Below are 18,658 nucleotides of genomic sequence, written 5' to 3'. Positions count from 1 at the left end.
ACGGCCGAGCCCCAGTCACCACCCTGGGCCACCCACTTCTTGTAGCCGAGGCGCGCCATCAACTGGCCCCAGGCGCGCGCGATGCGTTCGATGCCCCAGCCCGGCTGGTCCGGCTTGCCCGACCAGCCGAAGCCCGGCAGGGTCGGAATGACGAGGTGGAAGGCGTCCTCGCCGCGTCCGCCAAACGCTTCCGGATCGGTGAGCGGACCGATGACCTTCATGAATTCGAGTATCGAGCCCGGCCAGCCATGGGTCATGACCATCGGCATGGCGTTCTTGTGCGGCGACCTGATGTGCAGGAAATGGATGTCCAGCCCGTCGATCTCGGTCATGAACTGCGGCAGCGCGTTCAACTGTTCCTGGCAGCGGTTCCAGTCGTACTCGTCACGCCAGTAGTCGACCAGCTCGCGCATGTACGACAGCGGTATGCCCTGGCTCCAGCCGCCCACGGTCTCGCGTTCCGGCCAGCGCACATTGCTCAAGCGACGCTTGAGATCGGTCAGCGCGCTCTTGTGCACCTTGATGCGGTACTTCTTCACTTTGCTCATGGCGGACTCCTGTAGTGGCCGTAGGGGCGTGGGCGGGACGGCCCAAGGTGCCTTGGCCGCATCATTTTTTCAACAAGGGCTCGAAGCGTTGGTCGGTGAGGGTGGCGAGGAACGCGACGATGAGCGCGATGCGTTCGTCGTCCAGCGGCTGGCCGAGCGCGAGCTGGTCGTGCTCGACGGTGGCCGGCACTTCGGGCGGACCCCAGGGCTGGCCGGTCTCGGGGTTGATGGCGTTGTGGGCGTTCTTCACCAGGTGCTGGTTGTAGAAGAAGATCGCGGTCGACAATTGCTTGAACACGCCGTTGTGCATGTAGGGCGCGCTGACCGCGACGTTGCGCAGGGTCGGTACGCGGAACTTGCCGTCCTGCCCGTGCCCGGCAACCGCCGGGTTGGCGGCGAGGCCATGGTCGATGCTGCCCGCCTTGCCGTTGGCGGCGCGCGCGGCGGCATTGGCCGGCAGGCCGATGTTGAAATAGCGGTGGTTGGTGAAGGTTTCGCGCGCGGCGAGATGGGTGGTCTCGAGGAGATGGCAGCTCGTGCAGTTGGTCAGCGAGGAGAAGAACAGCACGCGGCCCTGGTCTTCTTCGGCCGTGAGCTTCACTTCACCGCGCAGGTAGCGGTCGTAGCGTGAATCGAAGGCGACCAGCGCCGGCGAACGCTCGAAGCTGGCAATGGCCTGGCTGACCGCCTTGAACGCGGCGGCATCGTCTTCGAACAACGCGGCGCCGAAATGGCGGGTGAGGGCGGCCACGTAGGCGGGATTCTCGCGCACCCGTGCCACCACCGCCGCGGCGTCGGGCATCTGCATTTCCAGCGGGTTCAGCATCGGCTGGCCGGCCTGTTCGACGAGGTCGCGCGCGCGGCCATCGTGGAACAGGCCGCCGCGGTATTCGCCCGCCTTGTCGCGCGTGAGCGGCGGCACCAGGGCCGCGTAGGCGGCGGTCGGCGCGTTGCGGTCGCCGAGTGCCCGCCCATCGCTGCCCAGCGACAGTGCGCCGCCCACGCCGTTGTCGCGCGGATCGACAAAACCGCGGGCCGGGTCGTGGCAGGTCGCGCAGGACTGCTGGCGGGTGGCCGACAGGTTCACATCGAAAAACAGCGCGCGGCCGAGCTCGACCAGCGCGGTGTCGGCGGCCGGCGCCGCGCCGGGCGCCACGGCCAGCCCCGTCACCGTGAGAGCGACGAACACGCGGCACAGGGATTTGAAGGACAGTGACATGATGCGGGTGGTGAACACGGCGTTGACGATACGGGCAGCGGAACGGGCCCTCACGCGGGCGCTCTTTTCGCCCGCACCCTGTGGATACCTGTCGCGGCGGGGCTCGACGCACGGCCCGGACCGCGGCCGACGCGCGCGCCGCCATGGCCACGATCGTTTACACAATCTAGCGAGGCGTAGTTCACAGCTTGGCGGCGGCACAGTCTGCATTGTATGTCGCAAGCCACTACCATGCAGCTTCAGGACCACGTGGCAGCACGGCGCCTGCGCGGTTCCCCAGACAAAGAACAACGATGAACCTGCTACTCGTCTTCATCATCGCCGCCGGCGTCAGCCTGGCGCTGATCCCACCCGCCACGCGCCTGGCCGGGCGGCTCGGCCTGCTCGACCAGCCGACCAACCGCAAGGTGCATCTCGCACCGATCCCGCGCACCGGCGGCTGGGGCATCGTGGCCGGCGCGATGGTCCCGATGTTCTACGGGCTGTCGTTCGATGCGCAGCTGGCGTCGTGCCTGGTGGCGGTGCTGGTGCTGTTCGTGTTCGGGCTGTGGGACGACGCCGCCAATCTCAACCACCGCATCAAGTTCGTCGGTCAGATCATCGCCGCCAGCACCGTGGTGCTGTGGGGCGATATCTACGTCAGTCGCCTGCCGTTCATGGACGGCGCGCTGTTGCCCGAATGGCTGGCGCGGCCGTTTTCGATATTCGCGCTGGTCGGCGTCATCAACGCCGTCAATCACTCCGACGGGCTGGATGGCCTTGCCGGCGGCGAATGCCTGCTCAGCCTCGGCGCGCTGCTGGCCTTGCTGCTGCCGCTCGGCGGCGCGCATGACGCGATGGCCGTGCTGGCCTGCGCGACGCTCGGCAGCACGTTCGCGTTCCTGCGCTACAACCGTCATCCGGCGCGCGTGTTCATGGGCGACACCGGCAGCCAGTTCCTGGGCTTCACGCTCGGCGTGCTGGTCATCCACCTCAGCCAGTTCGCCGAGCGTGGCGTGACGCCGAGCGTGGCGCTGCTCCTGATCGGCATGCCGGTGTTCGACATCCTGGTCACGCTCGGCCTGCGCATACGCAGCGGCATGTCGTGGTTTGCCGGCAGCCGTAACCACATCCATCATCGCCTGCTGGATCGCGGCTTCAGCCACTATGCGGCGGTCGGCGTGTTGTACGGCATGCAGGCGCTGCTGGTGACGAGCGGCTACCTGCTGCACCAGCAGTCCGATGCGGTGCTGCTGACCGCCTATGCGCTCATCTGTGGCGGCGCCCTGGGCGCGCTGGTGCTGGCCGAGAAACGCGGTTGGATCTATGCGCGCGGGATTGAATATCATCGCGCCTGAACGGCCTGACCGCATGCCGCTCGTCACGCGGCCGCGCGGCGGCAGCACCACGGACGGGCCCCTGCGCGGGGTGTTCGCGTACCATCCATAAAGCGCCCCGTTCCTGCCCATGACGTCATCCATGTCGACCGCTGCCAAGCCGCCGCTGCGCATTGCCGTTGCCCTGTTCCTGACCGCCCTGACCACGCTCATGCTGGAACTGGCGCTGACGCGGGTGTTCGACGTGGTGCTGACGCCGAACATGGCCTACATGGTCATCGCCTGCACGCTGTTCTCTTTCGGTCTGGCCGGCATCTACGCGACCTTGCGCCCGCTGCCGGCGCATGTCGACGTGCATCGACGCCTTGGCCAACTGTCGATGGGGCTGGCGGTGGCCACCCTGGCCCTGCGTCCCGCCTTGAACGTGCTGCCCTTCGATTACGACCTGCTGCCGCGCCAGCCGCTCACGCAGTTGGCGGCGTTCGCCGGCATGTACCTCGCCATGGTGGTGCCGTTCTTCCTGTCGGGCCTCATCTTCACGCTGCTGTTCTCGGCCCACGCGCGCGCCATCCAGCGCCTGTATTGCTGGGATCTGACCGGCGCCGCGCTCGGCTGCGTGGTGATGATCCCGATGCTGCCGCCGATAGGTCCGGGCGGCCTGCTGATGGTGGCGGCGGCCATGAACCTGCTGGCGGCGGCGCTGTTCATCGGCGATACGCGCCTGCGCGCGGCGCTGGCGGTGGTGGCGCTGGTGCTGGTGGCGGTACCGGCGCTGCACGCGCCCGCCTATTTCGACTTCACCGATCATTTGCACAAGCGCGGCGTGCGCGAAGCGCGCGAGCACGGCGACATCGAGTTCAGCCGCTGGGACACGGTGTCCAAGATCGATGTCATCGACGTGCCCGGCGCGGTCGAGCGCAAGCATGTCGCCTATGACGGCGGTAACCAGAGCAGTCACATCTTTGCCTTCGACGGCAATTTCGCCGCCCTGCGCGCCGGCCTCGAGGACGGCAGTCGCTCGGTGTTCCAGCACTTCTGGCATCGCGGTGTGCTGGTCTCGCATTACCTGAAGCGCGACAGCGGTGCCGACGTGCTGGTGGTCGGCGCGGCGGGCGGCCAGGAGACCAAGGCCGCGCTCATGTACGGCGCCGGTCATGTCGATGCCATCGAACTGGTGCCGACGGTGGTCGAACTGGGCCTCACGCGTTATGCCGAGTTCAATGGCGGCCTGTTCAAGGACCCGCGCGTGTCGCTCGGCAGCAACGAGGGTCGTGCCTACCTGCGCGCGAGCCCGCACACCTACGACATCATCCAGATCCACAGCAACCAGACCAGTTCCAGCATTGCCGCCGGCACCGGCGCGCTGTCGCCGGAATACCTGCAGACCGCCGATGCCTACCGCGAGTATTTCACCAAGCTCAAGCCCGACGGCCTGCTGCACGTCAACCATCACACCTACCCGCGCGTCATCACCACTGCGGCGCTGGCCTGGAAGCAATTGGGGCGCGGCGATTTCCAGCGCCACGTGTTGATTTTCGAAATGCACGGCGTGGCCGACACCTTGCCGACCATCCTCATCAAGATGACGCCGTGGACCGCGGAGCAGGTGGCGGCGGCGCGCGATTTCATGACCCGGCCGTGGAATGCGCTGGAACGCGCCGAACTGAAGGGCCTGTTCGACGACGCGCGCGACGTCGGTGACCACGACTTCGAGATGCGCATGACACAGAACCCGCTCGAGCCCGCCAACGGCTTTCTCGAACCGGCGTTCTTCAGTGGCAGCTTCGACGAGACGCTGGCGGCGCGTGCGCCCTACCGGCTCAACCCCACCACCGATGACCGGCCGTTCTTCAGCATGTTGCGCAAGGAGGTCAAACGCGTCACGCCCGATGACTCGCAGTTCGTGAGTTTCGCCATCGCCGCCATCATGAACTCGCAGATGCGCGGCAATCACATCGCCATGGATACCGTGCATTTGCAGGTGACGGCGCTGGTGTCGCTGCTGTTCGCGCTGGGCTTCGTCATCGTGCCCTTGCGCTTCGCGCCGGTCGGTCGCGAGGGCTTTGCCCATCGCGCCGCGCTGGTGGTGTATTTCGCCAGTCTCGGCGCCGGCTTCATCATCATCGAACTGGTATTCGTGCAGATCTTCATGAAGCTGGTGGGCGTACCGCTGTATACCTATGCGACGGTGATATTCACGCTGCTGTTGGGCGCCGGTATCGGCAGCCTGTGCTCGGGCCTGCTCGGCATCGATCCGACGCGTCGCTGGTGGTGGCCCTTCGTTGGCGCGCTGGCCTGTGGGGAGGCCCTGCTCGCCTGCCACGAAGCGGTGTTCCAGCATTTCCTCGCCGCCGACGTCGCGCTGCGCGCGCTGGTGGCGGCGCTGTTGATTTTGCCGCTGGCGTTCTGCCTAGGCATGCCGTTCCCGCTCGGCATCCTCGCCATCAGCGGCCGCGCGACCGGCGCGGTGGCGTGGGCGTGGGCTTTGAATGGCCTGTTCACCGTCATCGGTTCGCTGGCCAGCGTGCTGCTGGCGCTGTGGTTCGGCTTCAAGGTCACGATCCTGATTGCGCTCGGCATCTACTGCATCGCGGCGCTGGCCTTCTCGCGACTCAAGTCGCCATGAGCGCAGCCGCCGAGGTCGCCCGCCACGCGCCCTTGAAGATTGCGTTCGTCGGCCTGAAGGGTATTCCTTTTCCGGCCGGCATCGAGAATTTCACCGAGGAAGTGGGTGCGCGACTCGCCGCGCGGGGGCACCGGGTGACGGTCTACGTCAGGCCCTATGTCGAGGTCGGCGACGAGTTCAAGGGCATGCGCATCGTGCACCTGCCGTCCATCAACACCAAGCATCTCGACGCCATCACCCACACCCTGCTGGCGGCCTGTCACGCGGCCGGCAGCGATGCCGACGTGGTGCACTTCCATGCGCTCGGGCCGTCGGTGTTCTCCTGGCTGCCGCGATTGTGCGGGCGCGCGACCGTGTCGCAGGTGCACGGGCTGGATTGGGAGCGTGAGAAGTGGGGGCGCTTCGCGCGCGCCTGTTTGCGCGCGGCCGAATACGCGGCGCTGTATTTTCCTCACCGCACCATGGTCATCTCGCAGGCGCTGGTGCGCTACTTCGCCGCACGCTACGGGCGCAGCGTCGACTACGTGCCGACCGGTGTGCTGCCGGGCGTGGACCACGAGCCACGGCTCATTACCGAACTCGGTCTCGAGCCCGACCAGTACATCCTGTTCCTCGGCCGCCTGGTGCCGGAGAAGGGCTGTCATTACCTGCTCGAGGCCTATGCCGCGCTCGCTACCCCGCGCAAGCTGGTGATGGCCGGGCCCGCCAGTCACAGCGAAGACTATGCCGCGAGTCTCGCGCGCATGGCCGGCCCGAACGTGATCTTCACCGGCGCGGTCGGCGGTCGCCTGCTCGAGGAGTTGTACAACCACGCCTACCTCTACGTGCTGCCCTCGGATCTCGAAGGTCTGCCGCATTCGCTGCTGCATGCCTTGAGCTTCGGCAAGTGCGTGCTGGCCAGCGACATCGAAGCCAACCGCGAGGCGCTGGGCGAATGTGGCGTCACGTTCCGGCGCGGCGACGTCGGCCATCTGCGCGACACGCTGGCCGGCCTGCTGGCGGATCCGGCGCGGGTGGCGAGCCTCGCCGCCGGCGGCCGCGAACGCGTGACGCGGGAATACAATTGGGACGCGGTGGTCGACCGCATGGAAGCGAGCTATCGCCAGGCCTTGGCGCAACAGCGAGGACATTGATTCGCCATGCTCATCACGCGCACACCTCTACGCGTCAGTTTCGCCGGCGGCGGCAGCGATTTCCCAGACTATTACCGCCGTCACGGCGGCGCGGTGCTGTCGACCGCCATCGACAAGTACATCCACGTCATCCTGCAGCGGCGCTTCGACGAACGCATCCGGGTCGGCTATTCGCGCACGGAACTGGTCGACAGCATCGACGAACTGCAGCACGAGCTGGTGCGCGAGAGCATGCGCCTGACCGGCATCAGCGGTGCGCTGGAGATCTCGACCATGGCCGACGTGCCGTCCACCGGCACCGGTCTCGGCTCATCGTCGAGCGTCACGGTCGGACTCTTGAATGCCATGTACCACTACCTCGGCCGGCCGCAGACCAAGGACACCCTGGGCGCCGAGGCCTCGGCCATCGAAATCGACGTGCTCGGCAAGCCCATCGGCAAGCAGGATCAATACATCGCCGCCTTCGGCGGCCTGTCGCGCATCACGTTCCGTAGCGATGACCGCGTCGAAGTGCGGCCGGTGGTGATCGCGCCCGAGGTGCTGCACAACCTCAACGACGCGCTGCTGCTCTATTACAGTGGCCAGGGCCGCGACGCCGGCGCGGTGCTGACCGAGCAGAAGGCTCGCGTCGAGGCCAATGCCTCGACCCTCGGCGAGATGGTGGCGCTGGTCGACGTGATGGAGAACGCGCTGCTGGCGGGCGACCTCAAGGAATTCGGTCGCGCCCTGCACCATGGTTGGCAGTTGAAGCGCGGCCTCGCCTCGCTGATCAGCAATGCCGCCATCGACGACATCTACGCGCGGGCGCGCAATGCCGGCGCCCTCGGCGGCAAGATCACCGGCGCCGGCGGTGGCGGCTTCATCCTGCTCTTGTGCGAGCGCGGCAGCCAGGCCTCGGTACGCGCGGCGCTCAAGGGCCTGCGCGAAGTGCCGTTCCAGCTCGAGCCGGAAGGCAGCAAGATAATCTTCAGTACCTGACGAGGACGCAACATGAAATGCCTGGTCACCGGCGGCGCCGGCTTCATTGGTTCGCATATTGTCGACGCCCTGTTCGAGGCCGGCCATGAAGTGGTGGTGGTCGATGATCTGTCGACCGGCAAGCGCGCCAATCTCAATCCCCATGCGCGCTTCTACGAGATGGACATCCGCTCGCCGGAGCTGCCGGCGCTGTTCGCGCGCGAGAAGCCCGACGTGGTGAGTCACCAGGCGGCGCAGATGGACGTGCGGCGCGCGGTGCGCGAGCCGGCCTTCGATGCCTCGGTGAACGTCATCGGCGCGCTCAACGTGCTGGAAAGCGCGCGCCACAGCGGCGTGCAGAAAATCCTGTTCGCCTCGACCGGCGGCGCAGTGTACGGTGAGCCCGAACACGTGCCGGTGGAGGAGAGCCATCCAATCGCGCCGATGTCGCCCTATGGCCTGACCAAGTACACCTTCGAGCAGTACCTCGGCCTCTATCGCCGTCTCTACGGCATGGCCTACGTGGCGCTGCGTTACCCGAACGTCTATGGTCCGCGCCAGGACCCCCATGGCGAAGCGGGCGTGGTGGCGATATTCACGCGCCAGATGCTGGCCGGCGAACAGCCGATCATCTTCGGCGACGGTTCGAAGTCGCGCGATTACGTGCACGTGTCGGACGTGGCCGCCGCCACGCGCATGCTGGTGGCCTATGGCGATGAAGGCAGCGTGTTCAACTTGGGCTTCGGCCTCGAAGTCACGGACCGCATGATCTTCGACGCGGTACGCGACGCGCTCGGTGTGAAGGTCGAGCCGCGCTTCGGCGAGGTGCGGCCGGGCGAAGTGTCGCGTATCGCCCTCGACGCGAGCCGCATCCGCGCCGCGCGCGGCTGGCAGCCGACGCTCGGCTACCGCGAAGGCATCGCGCGCACGGTCGAATGGTACAAGGCCAACCCGGCGTGAGCGTGGCGCCGGTACAGCGCCGTCTGCTGATCGGCAACAAGTACTTCTTTCGCAAGGGCGGCGCCGAAACCTATTTGTTCGACCTGTTCGACGAACTGCCGGCGCGCGGCTGGGACCTCGTGCAGTTCTCCATGCAGCACGAACGCAACGAGGCGACGCCCTACGCGCCGTACTTCGTCGACCGTGTCGATTACCACGAGCACGGCTCGCTCGCGAGCGAGGCGCGCGCCGCGATGCGCCTCTTGTATTCGCGCCAGGCGCGCGACAACATGGAGCGGCTGCTGCGCGACACGCGCCCGCATCTCGCCCACCTGCACAACATCTATCACCAGATCTCGCCGTCGATACTGCCAGTGCTGAAGCGCCATGGCGTGCCGGTGCTGATGACCCTGCACGATCTGAAACTGGCCTGCCCGAATTACAAGATGCGTACCGAGGGCCAGGTGTGCGAGCGCTGCCTGTCGGGGAGTTTCTTCCAGGCGGTGGTGCATCGCTGCGTGCAGGACTCGCGCTTGAAGAGCGCGCTGTGCGCGCTGGAGGCCTACCTCGCGCGCTGGACGCGCGTCTATCTCGACAACGTCGACATGTTCGTGACGCCCAGCGAGTTCTACCGGCGCAAGCTCATCGAGGCCGGCGTGCCCGCCACCCAGCTGGTGACGCTGGCCAGCTTCGTGCACCCCGACGAATACACGCCGCGCTACGACAAGGGCGATTACTTTCTCTTTCTCGGCCGCCTGTCGGAAGAGAAGGGCATCATGTCGCTGGTGCGCGCCGCGGCGGGCATGCCGGGCAAGCGTTTGCTGATTGCCGGTGAAGGTCCGATGCAGGCGCCGATCGAGGCACTGCTGCGCGCCCAGCGCGTCGACAACGTCGAACTGGTGGGCATGAAGTCCGGCGCCGAGCTCGTCGAACTCATCCGCGCCGCGCGCTTCGTGGTGGTGCCGTCGGAGTGGTACGAGAATTGCCCGCGCTCGGCCATCGAGGCCATGGCCTGCGGCACGCCGGTGATAGGCGCGCGCATCGGCGGCATTCCCGACATGGTCGAGGACGGCGTGACGGGGCTGACCTTCGAGGCGTTTTCCATCGACGCACTGCGTGACGCCATCCTGCGCCTGCACGACGACGACACCTTGATTGCCGAGCTGGGCCGCAAGGCACGCGCCAAGGTCGAAGCGCATTACAGCATCGGCGCGCATCTCGCCCAGCTGCTGGCGCTCTACGACAGCGTCGCCGCCCGGGGCGGCCGATGAAAGCGTTCCTGCTCGCCGCCGGGCTCGGCACGCGCTTGAAGCCGCTGACGGATCACACGCCGAAATGCCTGGTGCCGATAGCCGGACAGCCGCTGCTCGGCATCTGGTTCGAACTGTGCGCGCGGCACGGCATCCGCGAGGTGCTGGTCAACCTGCATCACCTGCCCGAACAGGTGCGCGATTACGTCGCGGCCTGGCGCGGAGCGCCGCGCATCACCACCGTGTTCGAGGCGGAGCTGCTCGGCAGCGCCGGCACCGTCAGCGCGCAGCGCGCCTTCGTGGCCGGCGAACAGGCCTTCTTCATTCTCTACGCCGACAATCTCACCGACGTCGACTTGAGCCGCATGCTCGCTTTTCACCACACCCGCCATGCGGAATTCACCATCGCGCTCGCGCCCACCGACACGCCGCGCGAGAAGGGCATCCTGACGCTGGATGCGCAGGGCGTGGTGGTCGACTTCACCGAGAAGCCGGCCCTGCCGCGTTCCAATCTCGCCAATGCCGGCATCTATATCGCGGGGCCGCGCCTGTTCGCGCTGCTCGACGGCCCGCAGCCCAGGCCTTTCGATTTCGGTTTCCACGTGCTGCCGCGACTGGTCGGCCGCATGCACGGCTATGCCGTCAGCGAGTATCTCCAGGACATCGGCACGCCGGCCGCGCTGGCCTCGGCCGAGCGCGACTGGCCGCGGCGACGCAGCGGCTTGTGAAAATGTGCAATGGATACGGATAGCGCCATGGCCAAGGCCACAGCCGCCCGCTATCCTTGCCCTGCACCTCAAGGCATGACCCATGGACGCACTGGCACAGACTCCCGCGCTCGGCACCGTCGACGGCTACCTCTCGCGACTGCAGGCGGCGCTCGCGCGGCTGCGTCATGAGGAACTCGAGTTCATCGTCGACAGCCTGCTCGACGCCTGGCGTCGCGATGCCCAGGTCTTCATCTGCGGCAACGGCGGCAGCGCCGCGACGGCCTCGCACTTCGTGTGCGATCTCGGCAAGGGCACCATCACGCCGGGTTTGAAGCGCATGCGCGCGCTGTCCCTGTCCGATGCCATCCCGATGATGACCGCGTGGGGCAACGACAGCGACTACTCGGACATCTTCGCCGAGCAGCTCGCCAATCTCATGAATGCCGGCGACCTCTTGATCGCGATCTCCGGCAGCGGCAATTCGCCGAACGTGTTGAAGGCCGTCGAGTACGCGCGCGCCCATGGCGGCAAGACCATCGCGCTCACCGGTTTCGCCGGCGGCAAGATCAAGGACCTGGCCGATCACAGCGTGATCGTCGGCGCCGAGTGCATCCAGATCGTCGAAGACGTGCACATGGCCATCGAACACACGGTGTGCATGAGTCTCACGCAGCGCTTCAAGACCCTGGCCGCGTCCTGAGCGCGTCGTCCGCCGTGCTGGAGCTCGCGTCCGGCACGGTGCACCTGTGGGCGCGGGATCTCGACCAGCATGTCGATACGCTCGACCTGTCGCTGTTGAACGCCGAGGAGGCGGCGCGCGCCGCGCGCTTCCGCTTCGACCATCACCGTCGCCGCTTCATCACCCACCGTGCCTGGCTGCGGCGCGTGCTCGCGCTGTATCTCGACGTGGCACCACACGCGCTGTGCTTCGGCGCGGTGGCCAACGACAAGCCGGTGCTGAGCCTGCCTGCCGGCGCCGTCGGCCTCGAATTCAATCTCTCCCACAGCGATCGCCATGCGCTATGCGCGCTGTGCCGCGACTCCGCCGTCGGCGTGGATGTCGAACGGCGTCGTGACATCAAGGACGCCCTTGCCATTGCCGCGCGTCATTTCGGCCCGCGTGAATTGGCGTGGATGCAGGCGGCCGAGGGCGATCAGCGCATGGCGCGCTTCTTCACGGTGTGGACGCGCAAGGAGGCCTTCATCAAGGCCACCGGCGAGGGCCTGTCGCGCGGGCTCGCGAGTTTCGATGTGCGGCCCGCGCAGGGCGGCGTGTGCGAAGTCGATGAACTGACGCCGGGCGCGGCGCCCTGGTACGTGCAATCGCTCAGTTCGAACGCGGACGTCGTCGCGGCACTGTGTAGCCACCTGCCGGCGCCGCGCCTGTGCTGGCCGGCGGTGCCGCCGGGTCTCGATGCGGCGCTGCGCCCAGCCAGCTGAGCACGCGCGCACGCACCGTGTCCTGCAGGGCGAGGGTGGTGAAGGAATGATCGCCGCCGGCGACGATGTCCAGCGTGAGCTCGTGCGCGGCGGGCAAACCGGCCAGCCGTGATTCGAATTTCATGCCGAAATAATGGCGCACGCCGGTGCGCTCACCGAACAGCAGCAACACCCGCGTGCCGCGCGTCGACAGCGCGGCGAGGTCGCGCAGCACCGCGCCGTCGTTGTCGTCCAGCGGCGCCGCCGCGCGGGCGCTGCTCGACTGTCGCGCGCGCAGCAGCGTCGACAGGATGCGCAGCGGACTGGTCTTGCCCGACAACAGGCGCAACCAGCTCTTGGGCCGGAACAGCTTGTCGGTCCAGTAACTGTGGGCAATCTTGCGCGCCGTCATCTCGGCCAGCGCCTGCTCATCGACATTGGCGCGCTCGCCGAGTGGCGCATTCATCAGCACCAGCGCCTGCACGCGTCGATCGACGGCGGCCGCGCGAAATGCGGTCGGCGCGCCGGCGCACATGCCCACCAGCACGAAGCGCGTGCAGCCGCATTCGCGCGCGAGTGCATCCATCGCTTCGAGTGCTTCGAGCACCGCGGCCTTTTCCGCCGGCAATGGATCGCTGCGTGCCGGACTGTCACCGATGCCGGCATGGTCGAAGCGCAGCGAGGTCCAACCCAGGCCGGCGAGATCGCGCGCCAGTTCGACGTACAGCCGGCCGGGACCGACACGATGCACGAGACCGGCATTGAAAAAGATCACCGCGGCATCGCCGGCGGATTCGGCCGACAGCGGGCGCGTCAGCACGCCGAGCAGCGCGCCATCGGCGCCGAAGGCGAGAGGCCGTTCGCGGTGGTTCAAGGCGCGGGCGTCCAAGCGGCGATGGCCTGCACCACGTTGGTCGGGATGAGGGCGACCTGGCCATCCCCGGACCACAGGTCGGGCGCGCTCACGGTGTGCTGGGTGACCTGCGCGCCGAGGGCCAGCCACTGCGCGGCCGGCGCGGCGTCGAGCGTGCCACGTGTATCGAGCAGCAGCACCCGCGCGGCCGGTGCGGGTGTGACGTCGGCCAGTTGCCAGGCATGAAGTTCGCTGACCAGTTGGCGCGACAAGCCATGCCCCAGCACTTCGAAAGGGCCGCTGTCCTGCGCGGCCTGGCGCTGTCCGTGACGCGCCCTGTGCAGTTCGAGCGCGGCGCGCAGGTAGTCGTTGCCATCGCTCACCGGGTCCCACAGCGCGACGGAAGCCAGCGCCGCGGCCGTGTTCGCGCGCCGCGCGGCGACGCGCGCCGCCACGCTCGCGCCGAGGCGTACACCGACCAGGTGCAGGGCGGCATGCGGCGCACGCGCGCGCAACAGCGCGAGACCCTGGTCGGCGTCGTCGCACCACTGCGCCAGGTTGCCGCTGTCCTTGGCGCCGCTGGAATCGCCGCAGCCGTGAAAGTCCATGCGCAAGGCCAGGCAGCCATGCTCGGCAAGGCGCAGCGCCAGCTGCCGCAGGCTGCGGTGCGCGCCGAGGTACTCGTGTCCGGCCGGCGGCAGCAACAGCGCCGCGTGGGCGATGTCGGCGCCTGCCGGGGCGTGCAGACAGCCGAACAGCGGCGCATCGCTGGCGCCAAAGTACAGTGCTTCGCCGGGCCGATCCTGCATCGCGGACCAGGACGCGTCAGGCGACGCGCCGCGCCCACACCGCGCTGAACAGACCCACGCTGTCGGTGGCGACGATGTCGAGCGCATCGCAGGCCACCGCCTCGGCGAGTTCCGCGGGTGTAAGCAGCTCGCGATAGCCGAAGTTCTCGAGTTCGGGAATGGTGCTGGTCAGACGCCGGTTGAGCGGCGTGTCTATCGGAACGTAGATCAACACCAGGCCGCCCATGGCCGCGAGTTCGATGTGGGCGCGCAGGATCTCGCGCTTGTCCGGAAAGTGTTCGATGAGACCGACGCTGTAGACCAGGTCGTACTGGCCGGCATGCGCCGGCTGGCGCGACAGCGAGATGACATCGCTGATGACGAAACGGCTGTCGTCGTCGAAGGTGGCGAGATAGTCCTCGGCGGCGGGTTCGACATCGACCACCGTCAGGCGTGCTCGCAGTTCGTCGATGAGCACGGCATCGAGCTTGTCCGACGACAGTCCGATGTCGAGGATGCGCGGCCGTGCCACGCCCAGCAGCAGCTTGCGGGTGCGCTCTATCGAAGTCTCGAAAGCCGCGAAATGCGCGCGCGCCTCGCGCTGGAACTCGGCATTGCTGCCGAGCTGTTCCATCCAGTAGAGGTCGCGTTCGTCCTTGTAGCGGTAATACAGCTCCCAGTCGAAATGATTGGCGTGGCGCGCCGCGCCGGCAAAGCGCGCGGCATCGAAATGCCGGGACTGTGGTTCGGTGAGAAACATGGTGCCGCCGCTCCTCAAGCGCTCGCGCGTTTGCCGGCACTACGCTCGTCGATGAGCGTGGCGAGCTGGGCGAGCGTCTGCAGCAGCAGGTCGCGCGGCGTGACACGCACGCCGGTGGCTTTCTTCAAGCGACCGACCGCCTGCAGGGCGCCGAGAGAATTGCCGCCGAGGTCGAAGAACTTGTCTTCCGCGCGCACGTCGTCGATGTGCAGCAGTTCGCACCAGATGGCGGCGATGTCGGCCTGCGTGCCGGCGAGCGCCACGCGCGGCGCGCCGTGGTCGACAGTGCGCTGGCCGAGCGCGGCGAGCGCCTTGCGATCGACCTTGCCATTGGCGGTGAGCGGCAGGGCCGCGAGCGCCACGAACTGGCCCGGCAGCATGTATTCGGGCAATTGTTCCGCCAGCCAGCAGCGCAGGCGCGCGGTGTCGAGCGTGGCCGGCACCAGGTAAGCGGTGAGGCGCGCATCGTCATCGGCGTAGCGCTCGGCCAACACCACGCATTCGCGCACTTCGGCGTGCCTGGCGAGCGCCGCCGCCACTTCGCCGGGCTCGACGCGAAAGCCGCGGACCTTGAGCTGGTCGTCGGCGCGCGCGACGAACTGCAATTGCCCGTCGTCGCGCAGCAGCACCAGGTCGCCGCTGCGATAGCGGCGTTGCTCACCCGTCGTGAAGCGCTCCGCGTCGAGGGTCGGCCGCCCGAGGTAACCGCGCGCCACGCCGGCGCCGCCGATCATGAGCTCGCCCGCCACGCCCACCGGCACCGCATGACCATGCTCGTCGAGCAGCGCGAGGCTGACATTGGCGAGCGGCGTGCCGAGCGCCGCACTCGCGCCCTGCACGCTGCTCGCGTCGACCCGTCCGCAGATGCAGCCGACGGTGGTCTCGGTCGGCCCGTAGTGATTGAACACCGCGCAGCGCGGCGCCAGCGCGGCGATTTCCTCGAGCAACGTCGCGCGCAGCGCTTCGCCGCCCAGCACCAGGTAGCGACGCGGCAAGAGGCGCGCCGCGGCCGGCGAGGCCAGCAGCGCGTGCAGATGGGACGGCACCACCTTGAGGCCATCGATGGCATGGGCATCGAAGTAATCGGCGAGCGCTTCGGGATCGGCGCCGAGATCGGCGCTCGGCAGGTGCAGCGCGCCGCCGCTCGCCAAGGCGCAGAACACCGCGGTGTTGCCGAGGTCGGCGCCGAAGGTCGAGATCAAGGCAAAGCTGGTCGGTCCGTCGAGCGCGAGTCGCGCGCTGACGCCGCGGATGTAATTGCACAGCTGGCGATGCTCGATGACGACGCCCTTGGGCTCGCCGGTCGAACCGCTGGTGTAGAGCACGTAGGCGGCGTTGGCAGGGGTTACCGCGACGGATTGCAATGCGGCGCCGGCCGCATCACCGTCATCCAGCGCCACCAGCGTGCGCGCGGCGAGCAGCTCGCTGTCGGCGAGGCTGGCCATGCCGACCACGATGCGCGCGTCGCTGTCATCGGCGATGTAGCGCTGGCGCGCCGCCGGCAGCTGCGGATCGATCGGCACGTAGGCGCCGCCCGCGAGCAGGATGCCGAGCATGCCGACCATGAGCTCGACACCGCGCGGCACGCACAGCGCCACGCGCACTTCGGGGCCGACGCCCGCCGCCTGCAGGCGCGCCGCGAGCTGCGTGGCGCGACCGACGAACCGTGCGTAATCGAGCTGCCGGTGTTCATCGACCAGTGCGACGGCGTGCGGCCTGTGTTCGGCATGGCACGCGATCATGTCGTGCACGCACTGTGCTTCGCGGTTGTCGACGGCGCCGTTCAAGGCTTCTTCGATGAAGGCGCGTTCAGCGGCGCCGACCATGGCCAGCGTCGCAAGCGCCGCGTCGCCGCGCGTCAGCGCATCGGCAAGCAGGGCGAGGTAGCCGTCGGCGATGAACGCCACGCGCCGCGCGTCGAGGCGTGCCGGGTCGTACTGCCATTCGCAATGCAGCGCCGGCGCGGCGCCGGCCGTCACCACCAGCTTCAACTCGAACTCGTCGAAGCAGCAGTATTCATCGCGCGGCGTAAAGCGCAGTCCGCCACTCGCGAGCGGCGCGGCGGCGGCGCGGAATTCGAAGCCGAAAGGCAGGCGCAGCAGATCGTCGGCGGCGGCGCCTTCGGCGCCCTGCGGGGCATGACATTCCTGCCAGCGCTCCAGGGCAACCAGCGCGGCATCCACGCGTTTGACCAGCGTCGCGAAATCGAGGCCGCCGTCGTAGGCGGAGTGGGCCGGCACGTTGCGCGCCACCAGGCCCAGCGCATCCTTCAGTTCGTCGTAGCCGCGACCTTCGCAGCCGTGGGCTATCACCATTTCCGGCGCGCCGCACAGGCGCGCGAGGTAGGTCTGCCAGGCTGCCAGCATCACCGCGGCGGGTGCGACGCCGTGGCGCTCGGCAAATGCGTCGAGCGCGGCCGCCAGCGCCGTGCACGCGACGGCGTGGCGTTGCGGCGCGAACGGCGCGGCGCGGCGCGCGTCGGTCACCTGCGGCAGGCGCGCGCGCAAGGCTTCGGCGAGATTGAGGCGTCGCCAATAGTCGCGTCCCACTTCGGCGTTGGGTGACTCCAGCATTTCGCATTGCCATTCGGCGAGGTCGGCGTATTGCAGGGGCTCGGCGCCGTCCTGACCGGCGTAGGCCTGGGCGAGCGCCGCGACCAGGTTGCGCAGCCCCTGGCTGTCACTGAACAGGCTCGGGCAGCCGATCATGAGCGCGTGGCGATCAGCGGCGAGCCGCGCCATGGCCAGTCGCATCATGGGACCTTCGTCGACCGCGCACACTTGTTCGCGCTGGCGAGCGAGCAGCGCGTCGAGCGCCGCATCGTCCTGGCCGCCGAGATCGTGCCAGCTCAATTCCACACGCCCTTGCTCGCCGATCACCTGCAGGGGCACGGTCATGGCCGACACGCGCAGCAGCGAAGTGCGCAGCAGCTCGTGGCGCGCGACGCAGGCCGCCAGCGCCGCCTCGAAGCGCGTACGCTCGAGGGCGCCTTCGATCAGCACCACGCACTCGGCGCGGTAGGCCGCTGGCGCAGCCTGTGTCGCAAGACCCCACAGGCGCGCCTGCTGGGGTGACATTCTGTATCCGTCCATCGTGTTATCCGGCATTCAAGGCGTAGGGCTGGTTCATGCCGACCACCACCCGCCGCGCGCCGCTGAAGGCTTCGCGACCGTGGGCGGCCAGCATGTTGTCGAGCAGCAGCACGTCACCGCGCTGCCAGGGGAAGCATACTGCTTCGGCGTCGAGCACACGGCGCACTGCGTCGAGATCTTCATCGGCAATGACACTGCCATCGCCGTACAGGGCATTGCGCGGCAAGTGCTCGACGCTGACATTTTCGGTCAACAGGCGGCGCGTGTCGGGGTCGAGATTGGAGACATGGAAGAGGTGGGCCTGGTTGAACCACACCCACTCGCCGGTCTCGGGATGGCGGGCCACGCCCTGGCACACCTGGCGCGTGCGCAGGCCGTCCTCGCCCTGCCATTGCCATTCGATGCCGGCCGCGCGGCAGAAGGCCTCGACTTCGTGGCGATGGGGCGTGCGAAAGCTGTCCTGCCAGCTGACGTCGAGCCCGGCGCCGTAGTTGCGCACGTACATGACGCCGCGCTCGGCGAAGCGCGCGCGGATGTCGGCCGGCATGCGATCGTGGATGCGACGGCTGTCGGCGATGGGCGTTTCACCGCCGCTGGCGGCCGGCACCACGCACATGAGGGCGAGCTTCATCGGCCACTGGCGCGCGTAACACATCTCGTTGTGCAAGGGGATGCGCAGCTCCGGTGGGTATTCGGTCGAGGTGTAGACCTTGCCGTCGACCAGGGTGCGCGGCGTCGAGCCGTATTCGTAATGCAGGAGCTGGCCGGAAAAATCGCTGAGCAGCGCTTCGAACTCGTTGATGGCGGGCGGCTGGAAACCGCGGAACAGCAGCGCGCCGCTGACGCGCAAGCGGGCCGCGCAATCGTCGCGATGCTCGGCCAGCCATTGCGGCAGGCTGAGACCGGCGAGCTGCGGCGTGACCAGCGTCGGCAGGCTGCGCGCGGCGTCCAGCGCGCTGAAGTTCACCAGCCGTTGCGGCTCGATGCGCACCGCGCGTCGCGCCGCGCGCACCGGTTTGTCGGGATGCTCACTCATGGGCCGGACTTC

16 protein-coding genes are annotated in these 18,658 nt (G+C 68.0%); 9 read left to right on the top strand and 7 right to left on the bottom strand.

From position 1 onward, the window contains the following. Both IPM80_18630 and IPM80_18625 read right to left on the bottom strand, forming a co-directional pair. On the bottom strand, window positions 1-548 hold a 548-nt coding region (locus IPM80_18630), incomplete at its 3' end, for an alpha/beta fold hydrolase (GenBank protein MBK8960371.1). Window positions 549-609: 61 nt separating this feature from the next. Further along, window positions 610-1,767, bottom strand: a complete 1,158-nt coding sequence (locus IPM80_18625) for a methylamine utilization protein MauG (protein MBK8960370.1) — start codon at window positions 1,765-1,767, stop codon at window positions 610-612. A 293-nt stretch (window positions 1,768-2,060) separates the two neighbouring features. Here IPM80_18625 and IPM80_18620 point away from each other — a divergent pair, with 293 nt between their 5' ends. From IPM80_18620 to IPM80_18580, 9 genes are all read left to right on the top strand, one after another. Next, entirely contained in the window at window positions 2,061-3,104 is a 1,044-nt protein-coding gene (locus tag IPM80_18620) for an undecaprenyl/decaprenyl-phosphate alpha-N-acetylglucosaminyl 1-phosphate transferase (protein MBK8960369.1), read from the top strand. A 121-nt stretch (window positions 3,105-3,225) separates the two neighbouring features. Further along, complete coding sequence (locus IPM80_18615) at window positions 3,226-5,709, top strand: hypothetical protein (GenBank protein MBK8960368.1); 2,484 nt, start codon at window positions 3,226-3,228, stop codon at window positions 5,707-5,709. Next, complete coding sequence (locus IPM80_18610; protein ID MBK8960367.1) at window positions 5,706-6,842, top strand: glycosyltransferase family 4 protein; 1,137 nt, start codon at window positions 5,706-5,708, stop codon at window positions 6,840-6,842. Before IPM80_18615 ends, IPM80_18610 begins: the two co-directional genes overlap by 4 nt. 6 nt (window positions 6,843-6,848) lie before the next feature. Next, window positions 6,849-7,820: a GHMP kinase gene (locus IPM80_18605; protein ID MBK8960366.1), complete on the top strand. Its 972-nt coding sequence runs from the start codon at window positions 6,849-6,851 to the stop codon at window positions 7,818-7,820. Window positions 7,821-7,832: 12 nt separating this feature from the next. Then, complete coding sequence (locus IPM80_18600; protein ID MBK8960365.1) at window positions 7,833-8,759, top strand: NAD-dependent epimerase/dehydratase family protein; 927 nt, start codon at window positions 7,833-7,835, stop codon at window positions 8,757-8,759. Further along, a complete protein-coding gene (locus tag IPM80_18595; GenBank protein MBK8960364.1) occupies window positions 8,756-10,009 on the top strand; it encodes a glycosyltransferase family 4 protein in 1,254 nt (417 codons plus the stop codon). Before IPM80_18600 ends, IPM80_18595 begins: the two co-directional genes overlap by 4 nt. Next, window positions 10,006-10,716 (top strand): nucleotidyltransferase family protein, encoded by a 711-nt coding sequence (locus tag IPM80_18590; protein ID MBK8960363.1) that lies wholly within the window; start codon window positions 10,006-10,008, stop codon window positions 10,714-10,716. The genes IPM80_18595 and IPM80_18590 overlap by 4 nt, the downstream gene beginning before the upstream one ends. Window positions 10,717-10,798: 82 nt before the next feature. After that, the gene (locus tag IPM80_18585; protein ID MBK8960362.1) at window positions 10,799-11,398 is read left to right on the top strand and encodes an SIS domain-containing protein; all 600 of its coding nucleotides are present in this window, start codon (window positions 10,799-10,801) and stop codon (window positions 11,396-11,398) included. 14 nt (window positions 11,399-11,412) lie between these two features. Then, window positions 11,413-12,138, top strand: a complete 726-nt coding sequence (locus tag IPM80_18580; protein MBK8960361.1) for a 4'-phosphopantetheinyl transferase superfamily protein — start codon at window positions 11,413-11,415, stop codon at window positions 12,136-12,138. Here the strand turns inward: IPM80_18580 and IPM80_18575 are convergent. The 5 genes from IPM80_18575 to IPM80_18555 are packed head-to-tail and all read right to left on the bottom strand — an operon-like array spanning window position 12,026 to window position 18,646. After that, the gene (locus IPM80_18575; protein ID MBK8960360.1) at window positions 12,026-12,991 is read right to left on the bottom strand and encodes an alpha/beta fold hydrolase; all 966 of its coding nucleotides are present in this window, start codon (window positions 12,989-12,991) and stop codon (window positions 12,026-12,028) included. The genes IPM80_18580 and IPM80_18575 overlap by 113 nt on opposite strands. Further along, the gene (locus tag IPM80_18570) at window positions 12,988-13,779 is read right to left on the bottom strand and encodes an alpha/beta hydrolase (GenBank protein ID MBK8960359.1); all 792 of its coding nucleotides are present in this window, start codon (window positions 13,777-13,779) and stop codon (window positions 12,988-12,990) included. The genes IPM80_18575 and IPM80_18570 overlap by 4 nt, the downstream gene beginning before the upstream one ends. 16 nt (window positions 13,780-13,795) lie before the next feature. Next, complete coding sequence (locus IPM80_18565) at window positions 13,796-14,518, bottom strand: methyltransferase domain-containing protein (protein MBK8960358.1); 723 nt, start codon at window positions 14,516-14,518, stop codon at window positions 13,796-13,798. 14 nt (window positions 14,519-14,532) lie between these two features. Next, entirely contained in the window at window positions 14,533-17,610 is a 3,078-nt protein-coding gene (locus tag IPM80_18560) for an amino acid adenylation domain-containing protein (protein MBK8960357.1), read from the bottom strand. 4 nt (window positions 17,611-17,614) lie between these two features. Then, a complete protein-coding gene (locus IPM80_18555) occupies window positions 17,615-18,646 on the bottom strand; it encodes a TauD/TfdA family dioxygenase (protein MBK8960356.1) in 1,032 nt (343 codons plus the stop codon). Window positions 18,647-18,658: the final 12 nt, after the last annotated feature.

The sequence above is a fragment of the Pseudomonadota bacterium genome (assembly GCA_016719885.1).
Classification (GTDB): Bacteria; Pseudomonadota; Gammaproteobacteria.
The sequence above is the reverse complement of the archived record's forward strand: the minus strand, read 5'-3'. Positions and strand labels throughout refer to the sequence as shown.

Coding starts and splice junctions, on each gene's coding strand:
- IPM80_18560 (MBK8960357.1), bottom strand. CDS start 17,610: ATGGACGGATACAGAATGTCACCCCAGCAGGCGCGCCTGTGGGGTCTT.
- IPM80_18570 (MBK8960359.1), bottom strand. CDS start 13,779: ATGCAGGATCGGCCCGGCGAAGCACTGTACTTTGGCGCCAGCGATGCG.
- IPM80_18605 (MBK8960366.1), top strand. CDS start 6,849: ATGCTCATCACGCGCACACCTCTACGCGTCAGTTTCGCCGGCGGCGGC.
- IPM80_18555 (MBK8960356.1), bottom strand. CDS start 18,646: ATGAGTGAGCATCCCGACAAACCGGTGCGCGCGGCGCGACGCGCGGTG.
- IPM80_18625 (MBK8960370.1), bottom strand. CDS start 1,767: ATGTCACTGTCCTTCAAATCCCTGTGCCGCGTGTTCGTCGCTCTCACG.
- IPM80_18620 (MBK8960369.1), top strand. CDS start 2,061: ATGAACCTGCTACTCGTCTTCATCATCGCCGCCGGCGTCAGCCTGGCG.
- IPM80_18600 (MBK8960365.1), top strand. CDS start 7,833: ATGAAATGCCTGGTCACCGGCGGCGCCGGCTTCATTGGTTCGCATATT.
- IPM80_18615 (MBK8960368.1), top strand. CDS start 3,226: ATGTCGACCGCTGCCAAGCCGCCGCTGCGCATTGCCGTTGCCCTGTTC.
- IPM80_18565 (MBK8960358.1), bottom strand. CDS start 14,518: ATGTTTCTCACCGAACCACAGTCCCGGCATTTCGATGCCGCGCGCTTT.
- IPM80_18585 (MBK8960362.1), top strand. CDS start 10,799: ATGGACGCACTGGCACAGACTCCCGCGCTCGGCACCGTCGACGGCTAC.
- IPM80_18610 (MBK8960367.1), top strand. CDS start 5,706: ATGAGCGCAGCCGCCGAGGTCGCCCGCCACGCGCCCTTGAAGATTGCG.
- IPM80_18590 (MBK8960363.1), top strand. CDS start 10,006: ATGAAAGCGTTCCTGCTCGCCGCCGGGCTCGGCACGCGCTTGAAGCCG.